This is a genomic window from Pseudomonas sp. ICMP22404, assembly GCF_006227205.1.
In the GTDB taxonomy this organism is placed as follows: Bacteria; Pseudomonadota; Gammaproteobacteria; order Pseudomonadales; family Pseudomonadaceae; genus Aquipseudomonas.
On record NZ_VCNG01000019.1, the window covers coordinates 122366 to 133243 of the forward strand.

Genomic DNA, 10878 nt, shown 5'->3' on the forward strand with positions numbered 1-10878 from the left:
ACGATAAGGAGTAGGTGCTTCATGGCTCACGCACCACGCTTTTCACCACAGATCAGAATCCCCGCCACCTACATGCGCGGTGGCACCAGCAAGGGCGTGTTCTTCAATCTGACGGACCTGCCCGAAGCCGCCCGTGTCCCCGGCGCGGCACGCGATGCCTTGCTGTTGCGGGTCATTGGCAGTCCCGATCCGTACGAGAAACAGATCGACGGCATGGGCGGCGCCACGTCCAGCACCAGCAAGACGGTGATCCTGTCCAAGAGCAACCGGGCCGACCACGACGTCGATTACCTGTTCGGCCAGGTCTCCATCGACAAGCCGTTCGTGGACTGGAGTGGCAACTGCGGCAACCTGTCGGCGGCGGTGGGTTCGTTTGCCATCAGCAGTGGCTTGGTATCGTCCAGCCGCATTCCACAAAACGGTGTGGCGGTGGTGCGGATCTGGCAGGCCAACATCGGCAAGACCATCATTGCTCATGTGCCGATGACCGATGGCGCGGTGCAGGAAACCGGTGATTTCGAACTCGACGGGGTCACTTTTCCGGCGGCAGAAGTGCAGTTGGAGTTCATGGACCCGGCAGCCGAGGAAGAAGGCGGAGGCGGTTCGATGTTTCCCACCGGCAATCTGGTGGACGACTTGGAAGTGCCCGGCGTCGGCACGCTCAAGGCAACCCTGATCAACGCTGGGATCCCGACGATTTTCATCAATGCCCGGGACGTCGGCTATACCGGCACTGAGCTGCAGGGCGCCATCAATGGCGACCCCAAGGCCCTGGCGATGTTCGAAACCATCCGCGCCCACGGTGCCCTGCGCATGGGGCTGATCAAGCAACTGGACGAAGCCGCCCAACGTCAGCACACGCCGAAGGTGGCGTTTGTCGCGCCGCCAGCGGACTACGTTTCGTCGAGTGGCAAAGCCGTAGCGGCGGGGGACGTCGACTTGCTGGTGCGGGCGCTGTCCATGGGCAAGCTCCACCACGCCATGATGGGCACCGCCGCAGTCGCCATCGGCACCGCCGCCGCTATTTCCGGCACCCTGGTGAACCTGGCCGCCGGCGGTACCGAGCGCAACGCCGTGCGCTTCGGTCACCCGTCCGGCACGTTGCGCGTCGGCGCCGAGGCCAACCAGGTCAATGGCGAATGGACCGTAAACAAAGCCATCATGAGTCGCAGTGCGCGGGTGTTGATGGAAGGGGTCGTGCGGGTACCGGCAGACACGTTCTGATCCACCACAAAGGATCTGGGGAGTCACCACTGAATCATTGTGGGAGCGAGCCTGCTCGCGATAGCGGTGTGTCAGCCAACAATGATGTTGCTGACCCGACGCTATCGCGAGCAGGCTCGCTCCCACAGGGTTGTGGTTTGACTGATCGAGGCAGTTCAGCCCTGTTGGAACATCTCCCTGGCCCGTTGCTCGATCTGCTCCTGAGTCAGATCCTCCTTGTGTGTCGCCAGGAACCACACATGTCCGTAGGGATCCTTCAAGCTGCCGGAGCGATCACCATAGAACTGATCCTTGACCTCGGCGATCACCGTGCCGCCGGCGGCGATCGCCTGGGCATACACGCGGTCCACGTCCTCGACATATAAATGCAGGCCCACCGACGGCGATTGGTCCGGATTGCTCAGGGGGCCCTGATCGCACGGCGTGCCGAGCATGATCGGGCTGCCGCCGATCCGCAGTTCGGCATGACCGATGCCCCCGTCGGGCATTGCCAGGCGCATGACCTCGGTGGCATTGAAGGCTTTTTTGTAGAACTCGATGGCTTCGGCGGCTTTATGAATGCCCAAGTAGGGCGTAATGCTGTGGAAACCTTCGGGAATGGCTTTGACGCCCATGACGTTTCTCCTTTTTGTATCGGGCGAAGAGAGGCTTCGTCGATTTGCGCCCACTCACTATAGGCCAGTGATTTCGAGTCGCCCCTGGTCCCGACGAACGCCTTATGGTTCCTCCAACAGATGCGCGCCCGGTCCACGCTCGCCCAGCACATCGCCCTGGTTGCGCAGCGGGCAGGCCTCCATCGACAGGCAACCACAGCCGATACAGCCGTTCAGCCGGTCACGCAACGCGATCAATTGGTTGATGCGTTCATCCAGATCCTGGCTCCACTGTGCCGACAGGATCTGCCAGTCGGCGGCCGTTGGGGCGCGGTTGTCCGGCAGGGACTTCAACGCCTCGCCGATCTCCGCCAAGGGAATGCCCAGGCGCTGGGCAACCTTGATCAGTGCCACGCGTCGCAACACCCCTCGTGGATAGCGGCGTTGGTTGCCCTGGTTGCGGGTACTTTTGATCAGCCCCTTGGCTTCATAGAAGTGCAGGGCGGTGACGGCCACACCGCTGCGGGCGGCCACTTGGCCCACGGTGAGTTCTTTATGGATATCTATCTGTGCCATAGCGGATTCATTGCTTGACCTTGACTTAAGTAGAGGTTTTACGCTGCACGCCTTCGGATCGCAAGATTCACCTTACGTGTATCGAGGACCTTTCATGCAATTGCCAAGGAACAATCGCAGCTTCACCCAACTGATCGAATTCGACATCGAACCTCACTGGCAACAGGCGCTGATTACAGCCCTGTCGGAACAGACCGAGCGCCTGGCGCAGGATCATCAGGGCTTCCTGAGTGCCAGCATCCAGGTCAGCGAGGACGGCAGGCGTGTACTCAATTATTTGCAATGGCAGACCCGGGAAGCGGGGGAGGCGGCGTTTCGACGGTTTGAAAGCGGCGAGCAGGATTTCTGGCGGCTGATTCAGGCTCACCGGGCCAAAGCCGTGACGTTTGGCTCGTTCCAGGTGATCCGCAGCATCGAACGCAGCCCGGATAATGCGCTGCAGTGCCAGTTGGTCGATTGAGCGAATGAGGAATCCGGAGGGGCGATACCCACTATCAAGAGGGTTGATTTCTGCTGTGTGGGGCCGGCGGGTAGCCTTTATTCATCGCCCCAAAACACCGGACACTCGTCATGAATCGCATCCTTGCCGTTTCGCTGCTGTTAGTCGCCACCGTATTGAGCGGTTGCGCCGCCTCGACGCCTGAACTGCGCCCTTACACCGCCGAAGAAACCCGCGAACTGGCCCTTGAAGCCTTGAATCGCCGGGGTCTGTCGTTCGATGAGTACCACGCGAAAAAAGCCGAGCTGCTCGGTCCGTCGCAGAAAAACAGTGGTTTCGACGATCGTGGTGAGATGAGCGCCGAACAGCCCGTGCAATTGTCTGCAAAGCCAAGCTGAGAGACTGTACCGCCGGAAGTTTTACCCAACTGTCCATGGGTTTGCGACAGGACCAAGAGTAGGGTCATCACCTGACCACACGACGGACTGACTGCCATGACCCTTTCGCTGGACCTGCTGCTGGGCTTCGCCCTGTTTGCCCTTGTTACCTCGATCACACCGGGCCCCAACAACACCATGTTGCTGGCTTCGGGGGTGAATTTCGGCTTCAACCGCACCATCCCTCATATGCTGGGCATCAGCTGTGGTTTCTTTGTCCTGGTGCTGGCGGTGGGCTTTGGCCTGGGCGCGATGTTCCAGGCGTATCCGCTGCTTTACACCGTGCTGCGCTACGTTGGCGCGGCGTACCTGTTGTACCTGGCGTGGAAAATTGCCCACTCCGGCCCGGTCTCGGAGAGCGAATCGGGGGAGCGCACGCCGATCAGCTACTGGGGCGCCGCGGCATTTCAATGGGTCAATCCCAAGGCCTGGATCATGGCCATCGGAGCCATCAGCACCTACACGCCGCTTCAAGGCTACTTCTTCAACGTGGTGGTGATCGCGGCCGTGTTCGCCCTGATCAACCTGCCCAGTGTCAGCTTGTGGGTGGTCTGCGGCAGCCTGTTGCGCAACCTGCTGCGTGACCGTCGTTGGCTGCGTCTGTTCAACTGGGCAATGGCGCTGTTGCTGGTGGCCTCGTTGTATCCGTTATTGCTCGAAAGCATGAGATGAGGGGCTGAGCTTCGACTGGATGCCTGCTAAGCTCGCTGTTCAGGAGCGTTCCTACGCACTTTTAAACGAAGTCCCACTTCTTTAAGGTTGATCGGGTAGTAACCTCGAACCCAACGAGAGCGCCCGATCCCGGAACAGGCTCTGCGAGTTTTCCATGAATAAACGTCCTTTATATTTCGATTACGCCGCCACTACGCCAGTGGATGAGCGGGTTATCCGGGTCATGGTCGAATGCCTGGGCTTCGACGGTAACTTCGGCAACCCGGCCTCCAGCTCCCATGCCTTCGGGCAGGAAGCCCGGCGCTCGGTGGAGCAGGCACGTCAGCAGGTGGCGCAATTGGTGGGGGCGCAGGCGCAGCAGATCGTCTGGACTTCCGGTGCCACCGAGTCCAACAACCTGGCGCTCAAGGGGGTGACCCAGGCGCGCGGGGCGTCCGGCGGTCATGTCATCACCAGCCTGATCGAACACAAGGCGATTCTCGACACCGTCCGGCAGCTCGAAGAGAGCGGCGTCGCGGTGACCTGGCTGGCTCCGGATGCCGATGGCCTGATCAGTCCGCAAGCTGTCCGCGAGGCCCTGCGCGAGGACACCTTCCTGGTGTCGCTGATGCTGGTGAACAACGAGCTGGGTACCGTCAATGACGTGGTAGCCATCGGCGAGCTCGTCCGTGGGCATGGCGCGCTGTTCCATGTGGATGCCGCCCAGGGCGCGGGCAAGGTCAGGATTGACCTGGCCCACTGGCCGGTGGACCTGATGTCTTTTTCCGCGCACAAGATCTACGGCCCCAAAGGCATCGGCGCGCTCTACGTCGGTGAACGTGCCCGACCGCGTCTATCTGCGCAGATCCATGGGGGCGGGCATGAAGGCGGTTTTCGCTCTGGCACGCTGGCGACTCATCAGATTGCGGCCATGGGCGCAGCGTTCGAGTTGGCGGCCCAGTCGTTCGACGACGAGCTCGACAAAATCGTCCGCTTGCGCAATCGTTTGCTCGAGCCGCTGCTGGCGTTGCCCGGTGTGTGTATCAACGGCAGTACGACCCAGCGCATTCCCCACACGCTGAGCCTGACGTTCCATGAGGGTGAGTTCAACCCGGCGGCATTGGGGGCTTCCCTTGCATTTTCCGCCACATCGGCCTGCAATTCGGCGAACAACACGCCGTCCCATGTGCTGCTGGCCTTGGGGCACGATGCTCGCGCGGCAGGGCGGACCATTCGCCTGAGCCTGGGACGCTTCACCCGCGAACAGGATATCGACGAGGCCGTGCGGCTGATCAAGGCCGCCTGCGTCGCAGCACCGGCCTTCTGGACCAGTACCCCCTGAGTCGGTTGCTTGAGCCTCGAACAATAATATTGATAGACAGGAGACACGATGAGTACCGAGCCTTTGACCCATGGACTGGTTCCCCAGCGCCTGGCCCGAATCCGCCAACTGATGAGTCGGGAGGGTATCCACGCGCTGCTGGTGCCGTCGGCTGATCCGCATCTGTCGGAATACCTGCCGGGCTATTGGCAAGGACGGCAATGGTTGTCGGGCTTCCATGGCTCGATCGGTACCCTGATCGTGACGAAGGACTTCGCCGGGGTCTGGGCCGACAGTCGTTACTGGGAACAGGCGACCCAGGAGCTGAAGGGCAGCGGCATCGAACTGGTCAAGCTCATTCCCGGTCAACCCGGCCCCCTGGACTGGCTGGCCGAACAGACGCCCGAAGGCGGGGTGGTCGCGGTCGATGGCGCGGTAATGGCCGTGGCGTCGGCCCGAACCTTGGGCAGCAAGCTCGCGGAGCGAGGTGCGCGCTTGCGCACTGACATCGATCTGCTGAATGAAGCCTGGTCCGATCGCCCAAGCCTGCCTGATCAGCCGGTGTACGCACACCTTCCACCCCAGGCGACCGTCAGCCGGGTCGAAAAACTCGCCAAGCTGCGCGAAACCCTCAAGGCACGTGGCGCCGACTGGCACTTCATCGCCACGCTGGACGACATCGCCTGGTTGTTCAACCTGCGTGGCGCGGATGTGTCGTTCAATCCCGTGTTTATTGCTTTTGCCTTGATCAGCCAGCAGCAGGCAACCTTGTTCGTGGCCCTGGACAAGGTCGATGGTGCATTGCGTGCGGTCCTCGAGCAGGACGGCGTAACCCTGCGTGATTACAGCGAAGCGGCGAGCGCATTACGTGAAGTGCCTGGCGGCGCGAGCCTGCAGGTCGATCCGGCCCGGGTCACCGTCGGCTTACTGGATAATCTGGACAGTGGCGTGAAGCTGGTGGAGGGGCTCAATCCCACGACGCTGGCCAAGTCCTGCAAGAGCCTGGCCGACGCCGAGCATATCCGTCGCGCGATGGAACAGGATGGCGCAGCGCTCTGTGAGTTCTTCGCCTGGTTGGAAAGTGCCTGGGGTCGTGAGCGCATCACCGAACTGACCATCGATGAACACCTGACCGCAGCTCGCAGACGCCGGCCGGATTTTGTCTCCCTGAGCTTCAACACCATTGCTGCTTTCAACGCCAATGGTGCAATGCCCCATTACCACGCTACGGAAGAAGCCCATGCGGTCATCGAGGGCGATGGGTTGTTGTTGATCGATTCCGGTGGCCAATACCTGGGCGGCACCACCGACATCACCCGCATGGTGCCGGTGGGAACGCCCAACGCCGAGCAGAAACGTGACTGCACGCGTGTCCTCAAGGGCGTCATTGCCTTGTCCAGGGCTCGGTTCCCGCGCGGCATTCTGTCGCCGCTGCTGGATGCCATCGCACGGGCGCCGATCTGGGCCGAACAGGTGGATTACGGACATGGTACCGGTCACGGAGTCGGCTATTTCCTGAACGTCCACGAGGGACCACAGGTCATCGCCTATCAGGCGGCTCCCACGCCGCAGACGGCCATGCAGCCAGGGATGATCACCTCCATCGAGCCGGGGACTTATCGTCCCGGACGCTGGGGTGTGCGCATCGAGAACCTGGCCTTGAACCGTGAGGCGGGGAGCAGCGAGTTCGGTGAATTTCTTGAGTTTGAAACCCTGACTTTGTGTCCGATTGACACGCGCTGCCTGGAACCGTCGCTGTTGAACCTGGATGAAAAGGCCTGGCTCAATGCCTATCATGCCGAGGTTCAGCGTCGCTTGAGCCCGTTGCTGGAAGGCAGTGCGTTGCAATGGCTGCACACGCGAACGATGGCTATCTGACGCCGGGATCAGCCGAGGGCTTCACGGACGAAGTCCAGCCGATCCTGGCCAAAGAACAACTCGTCGCCGACGAACATGCTGGGGGCACCGAACACGCCCCGGGCAATGGCTTCTTCGGTGGTGGCTTTCAGGGCTTCCTTGATGTGCTCGTCAGTTGTCAGTGCCAGCACGTGGCCGGGGTCGAAACCGCCTTCTTCCAGTACCGCTGCTGCCGTCTGCGGATGGCTGAGATCACGGGCGTCGACCCATAAGGCGCGGAACAGACAATCGATGAACGCTATGAAACGTTCAGGATGACGCAGTTGCATGCCGGTTATGGCGCGCATCAACGACAGGGTATTGATTGGAAAGTGCGGATTGAGCTTGAACGCCACGCCGTAGCGTTTGGCGAAGCGATCCAGGTCCTTGGCCATATGCGCGCCTTTGGCCGGTACGGTAATCGGCGATGCATTGCCCGTCGCCTTGAAGACACCCCCCAGTAACATGGGTCGGTAGACCAGTTCGCTGCAGGTGTGTGCGCAAAGCTGCGGGAGTTGGGTGTAGGCCAGGTAGGTCGCCGGGCTGCCAAGGTCAAAGAAAAACTCCACCGATTTGCTCATGGTCACAGCTCTCTTGTTGTTATGGGGAGGGGCTTACCAGCGTTCGCTCCAGGGGCGCAGATCCAGCTCGAAGGTCCAGGCGTCGCGTGGCTGGGTATGCAAGTACCAATAGTTTTCGGCGATGTGTTCGGGATCGAGGATGCCGTCTTCATCCCTGGTCGCATATTTCTCTGGAAAGTTATCGCGGATGAAGTCGGTGTCGATGGCGCCGTCCACCACTACATGCGCCACGTGGATATTCAGGGGGCCCAGCTCTCGGGCCATGCTCTGGGCCAGCGCACGGATGCCATGTTTGGCTCCCGCGAATGCGGCGAACCCCGAGGCGCCGCGTAAACCCGCCGTGGCGCCGGTAAACAGAAGGGTCCCGCGCTGGCGCTTGACCATGCGTTTAGCCACTTCCCGGGCGTTGAGGAAACCGGAGAAACAGGCCATCTCCCAGATCTTGAAGTATTTACGGGCGGTCTCTTCGAGAATGCTGCACGGCACGTTGGCGCCGATGTTGAAGACAAAGGCCTCGATGGGGCCTATCTGGCTCTCGATTTGCTCGATGAGCGCGATCACGTCGTCTTCCTTGCGCGCATCACAGGCAAAGCCGTGGGCTTCGCCGCCTTGGGCGCGTATCGCCTCCACCAGCGGAGCGAGTTTGTCGGCGCTACGGCGGGTTACGCACGCTACAAAACCTTCCTGCGCGAAACGTTTGGCAATCGCACCTCCCGTGGCATCCCCCGCGCCAACAACCAATACGATCTTCTTGTTATCCATGGTTCGCCTCATTGGTAAACGATCGTTAGCTGAACGAACGTTATGCTACGCTCCGTTGTACGTCAAGTTGAGCGATCAGGGGCAGGATTCATGCGTTACTCAGCCAATCACAAAATGGAAACCCGGGAAAAACTGCTCGCCAGCAGTGCCGTTTCCGCCAAGAAATCCGGGTTTTCGACGGTAGGCGTCGATGGTTTGATGAAGGCGATTGGGTTGAGCGGAGGAGCGTTCTATAGTCATTTTTCCTCCAAGGACGAGCTGTTCAAGGCCATCGTTGAGCGGGAGTTGACCCAAAGCCTGGAGCGCCTGAGCGGTGATCATGTCTTGGACTTGGCCAGGTTGGAGCATTGTCTCAAGCAGTACTTGAGCATGAGTCACGTCGAACAACCTGAGGCCGGTTGCGCGTTGCCGGTGCTTGGCGCTGAAATCGCACGCTCGGATGTGCAGGTGCGGGAGGCTGCACAAACGTGGATCTGTCGTTTGCATGAGAGCTGGGCGCGAATACTGGAAAGCGACAGCCTGGCCTGGGCCATCCTGTCGCAATGCGTTGGGGCGCTGGTTGTTGCGCGCATGCTGGTCGCCCCAGAGATCCAGCGTACTGTCCTCCAGTCCAGCCAGGAGGAGATAAGCCGTCGAATGGCCGGGCAGCGGGTTGGTTGAAGGCCGTTCGCTACTTGCAGATGACGATCATGCTGCGGCTGGTGTAGCCGGCGGGGTTGAGTCCGAAAGGATAATCCCCTGGTTCCTCGACCGCGTCCCCCGATTTGGCGATGACCTTGTAGCTCTTGGGGGCGCATGAATTGGCTGCACTGGCGGCGCACTGGTCCCAGGACGACGTCAGGCCGGAACAATTGATGTGCAGAGCTTTCTTGCCGCGTTTGACTTCAGTTTTCGTCGTCGCCGCGCAGCCCGCAACCGCGAGTACGGCGATCAATATCAAGATTCGTTTCATTCCCGTCCTTAACGCCGTCGTGAATCTCTGTTCACGTATGACTACATTCGCTTGCGCTTGAAGCGTTCATGACGTCCTGTATGAAAATTCCATGTTTGACATTGGGTTACGGACCTAAACATGGCCTAAATGCGCGGCAAATGCCAGAGCTTCGTTAAATCCTGCTTCAATCCGCTGCAATGGCAGGCTTTACGGCATTGTTCAGGGTCATGGTTGCGCCGATTGACGCCAGAATGATGCAGGCAATCGCCATCCATTGGGCCAATGACAGGTACTCCTGGAGGAATACGAACCCCGATAGGGCCGCAACGGCGGGTTCGATGCTCATCAGGGTGCCGAAGGTGCGGGCAGGCAAGCGGGTCAAGGCTACCATTTCGAGTGTGTAGGGCAGGGCCGTGGACAGGATGGCGACACCAATAGCGACTGGAATCAGACTCGGTGTCAGCAGCGTGGCACCGGCATGGACGATGCCGATAGGGGCTACGAACAAGGCTGCGATCACTACCCCCAGCGCGGCAGTCTGTACGCCATTGTCTGCGCCGGCCTTCTGGCCAAACAGGATGTAGAGCGCCCAGCAGACACCCGCTCCCAATGCATAGCAGGCGCCGATTGGGTCAATGCCGGCGGTGGCGCTTCCTGTGGGTATCAGCAGGAGCAGGCCGATCACTGCCAGGGCAATCCAGAGAAAGTCGATTGCCCGGCGCGAAGTATAAATAGCTACCGCCAGGGGGCCGGTAAATTCCAACGCCACGGCAATTCCCAGTGGCGTCGTGCGAACTGACATATAGAAGAGGAAGTTCATACCGCCCAGTGCCATTCCGTAGACCACTACGGTGCGCAGGGATTGGGCTGTCAGCTTGGCGCGCCAGGGGCGCAGCAATAGCAACATGATGATGCTGGCAAAAATGAGTCGTAGTGTCGTGGTGCCTTGGGCGCCTATTACCGGAAACATACTTTTGGCCAGGGAGGCTCCAGACTGAATGGATGCCATGGCAATTAAAAGCAGGGCGACCGGGTACAAAGCGGAGGCCAGGCTGCGATGTGGGGGATTCATTACGAAGGTTTGTCCAGAGTAAGGGCGGGGAGGCAGCTGATTTGAGCAATATAGTGCGCATTTCGAGCGGCAGCGTCTATATATGAGACGGATTTCATTTGCCAGATGTCGCGGATAGATAGAAAAGCGTAATTAAGGGTTGACGGCAGATTCTGAGTCTCTATAATTCGCCCCACTTCCGGCGCAGTCGAAACGGAAAACTCCTTGAGTTTCAATGAGTTAGATGATTTAAGATGGCGCAGGGCTTCAGTTCATCGAAGTCCGGAAGGAGTCGGCAGGGCGTGTTGTTTGGCCCCGTTGACGGTTCGATCTTCTCGGTCGAAAGCGGTGAAAAAGAGGTGTTGACAGCAGCGACTAACGCTGTAGAATTCGCCTCCCGCTAACGAGAGATC

General features: G+C 60.0%; 13 protein-coding genes. 7 read left to right on the forward strand and 6 right to left on the reverse strand.

Annotation, left to right across the window (positions count from 1 at the left end; all coding sequences use genetic code 11):
* Positions 1–21: 21 nt before the first annotated feature.
* Positions 22–1224, forward strand: coding sequence for a 2-methylaconitate cis-trans isomerase PrpF (gene prpF, locus FGE05_RS26245; protein WP_139649519.1), 1203 nt, complete (start codon positions 22–24; stop codon positions 1222–1224).
* A gap of 155 nt (positions 1225–1379) precedes the next feature.
* Here prpF and FGE05_RS26250 read toward each other — a convergent pair whose 3' ends face one another.
* Entirely contained in the window at positions 1380–1838 is a 459-nt protein-coding gene (locus FGE05_RS26250; RefSeq protein WP_041021362.1) for a VOC family protein, read from the reverse strand.
* Positions 1839–1940: 102 nt separating this feature from the next.
* Positions 1941–2393, reverse strand: coding sequence for a redox-sensitive transcriptional activator SoxR (gene soxR / locus FGE05_RS26255; RefSeq protein ID WP_139649521.1), 453 nt, complete (start codon positions 2391–2393; stop codon positions 1941–1943).
* Positions 2394–2487: 94 nt separating this feature from the next.
* Here soxR and FGE05_RS26260 point away from each other — a divergent pair, with 94 nt between their 5' ends.
* From FGE05_RS26260 to FGE05_RS26280, 5 genes are all read left to right on the forward strand, one after another.
* Positions 2488–2853 carry an antibiotic biosynthesis monooxygenase gene (locus tag FGE05_RS26260; protein WP_139649523.1) on the forward strand — a complete coding sequence of 122 codons (366 nt, stop codon included), beginning with the start codon at positions 2488–2490 and terminating at the stop codon, positions 2851–2853.
* Between the two features lie 110 nt (positions 2854–2963).
* Positions 2964–3230: a hypothetical protein gene (locus FGE05_RS26265; RefSeq protein WP_139649525.1), complete on the forward strand. Its 267-nt coding sequence runs from the start codon at positions 2964–2966 to the stop codon at positions 3228–3230.
* A gap of 96 nt (positions 3231–3326) precedes the next feature.
* The gene (locus FGE05_RS26270; protein ID WP_139649527.1) at positions 3327–3941 is read left to right on the forward strand and encodes a LysE family translocator; all 615 of its coding nucleotides are present in this window, start codon (positions 3327–3329) and stop codon (positions 3939–3941) included.
* A 154-nt stretch (positions 3942–4095) separates the two neighbouring features.
* The gene (locus FGE05_RS26275; protein ID WP_139649529.1) at positions 4096–5262 is read left to right on the forward strand and encodes a cysteine desulfurase family protein; all 1167 of its coding nucleotides are present in this window, start codon (positions 4096–4098) and stop codon (positions 5260–5262) included.
* 48 nt (positions 5263–5310) lie between these two features.
* Entirely contained in the window at positions 5311–7119 is a 1809-nt protein-coding gene (locus FGE05_RS26280; protein WP_139649531.1) for an aminopeptidase P family protein, read from the forward strand.
* Between the two features lie 8 nt (positions 7120–7127).
* Here the strand turns inward: FGE05_RS26280 and FGE05_RS26285 are convergent, their stop codons facing one another.
* Together FGE05_RS26285 and FGE05_RS26290 are read right to left on the reverse strand one after the other, a co-directional pair.
* The gene (locus FGE05_RS26285) at positions 7128–7718 is read right to left on the reverse strand and encodes a 2-hydroxychromene-2-carboxylate isomerase (protein ID WP_139649533.1); all 591 of its coding nucleotides are present in this window, start codon (positions 7716–7718) and stop codon (positions 7128–7130) included.
* 33 nt (positions 7719–7751) lie between these two features.
* On the reverse strand, positions 7752–8480 hold the full coding sequence (locus FGE05_RS26290) for an SDR family oxidoreductase (RefSeq protein ID WP_139649535.1): 729 nt from the start codon (positions 8478–8480) through the stop codon (positions 7752–7754).
* A 90-nt stretch (positions 8481–8570) separates the two neighbouring features.
* Between FGE05_RS26290 and FGE05_RS26295 the strand changes: the two genes are divergently transcribed.
* Entirely contained in the window at positions 8571–9140 is a 570-nt protein-coding gene (locus FGE05_RS26295) for a TetR/AcrR family transcriptional regulator (RefSeq protein ID WP_139649537.1), read from the forward strand.
* A gap of 10 nt (positions 9141–9150) precedes the next feature.
* Here the strand turns inward: FGE05_RS26295 and FGE05_RS26300 are convergent, their stop codons facing one another.
* The gene (locus FGE05_RS26300; protein ID WP_041021352.1) at positions 9151–9432 is read right to left on the reverse strand and encodes a hypothetical protein; all 282 of its coding nucleotides are present in this window, start codon (positions 9430–9432) and stop codon (positions 9151–9153) included.
* A gap of 166 nt (positions 9433–9598) precedes the next feature.
* Positions 9599–10486, reverse strand: coding sequence for a threonine/homoserine exporter RhtA (rhtA, locus tag FGE05_RS26305; RefSeq protein ID WP_139649539.1), 888 nt, complete (start codon positions 10484–10486; stop codon positions 9599–9601).
* Positions 10487–10878: the final 392 nt, after the last annotated feature.

Bases quoted from the DNA above. Each gene is read 5' to 3' on its own strand.
- FGE05_RS26275 (WP_139649529.1), top strand. From the start codon at position 4,096: ATGAATAAACGTCCTTTATATTTCGATTACGCCGCCACTACGCCAGTG.
- prpF (WP_139649519.1), top strand. From the start codon at position 22: ATGGCTCACGCACCACGCTTTTCACCACAGATCAGAATCCCCGCCACC.
- FGE05_RS26280 (WP_139649531.1), top strand. From the start codon at position 5,311: ATGAGTACCGAGCCTTTGACCCATGGACTGGTTCCCCAGCGCCTGGCC.
- rhtA (WP_139649539.1), bottom strand. From the start codon at position 10,486: ATGAATCCCCCACATCGCAGCCTGGCCTCCGCTTTGTACCCGGTCGCC.
- FGE05_RS26290 (WP_139649535.1), bottom strand. From the start codon at position 8,480: ATGGATAACAAGAAGATCGTATTGGTTGTTGGCGCGGGGGATGCCACG.
- FGE05_RS26295 (WP_139649537.1), top strand. From the start codon at position 8,571: ATGCGTTACTCAGCCAATCACAAAATGGAAACCCGGGAAAAACTGCTC.
- FGE05_RS26260 (WP_139649523.1), top strand. From the start codon at position 2,488: ATGCAATTGCCAAGGAACAATCGCAGCTTCACCCAACTGATCGAATTC.
- FGE05_RS26300 (WP_041021352.1), bottom strand. From the start codon at position 9,432: ATGAAACGAATCTTGATATTGATCGCCGTACTCGCGGTTGCGGGCTGC.
- soxR (WP_139649521.1), bottom strand. From the start codon at position 2,393: ATGGCACAGATAGATATCCATAAAGAACTCACCGTGGGCCAAGTGGCC.
- FGE05_RS26270 (WP_139649527.1), top strand. From the start codon at position 3,327: ATGACCCTTTCGCTGGACCTGCTGCTGGGCTTCGCCCTGTTTGCCCTT.
- FGE05_RS26265 (WP_139649525.1), top strand. From the start codon at position 2,964: ATGAATCGCATCCTTGCCGTTTCGCTGCTGTTAGTCGCCACCGTATTG.
- FGE05_RS26250 (WP_041021362.1), bottom strand. From the start codon at position 1,838: ATGGGCGTCAAAGCCATTCCCGAAGGTTTCCACAGCATTACGCCCTAC.
- FGE05_RS26285 (WP_139649533.1), bottom strand. From the start codon at position 7,718: ATGAGCAAATCGGTGGAGTTTTTCTTTGACCTTGGCAGCCCGGCGACC.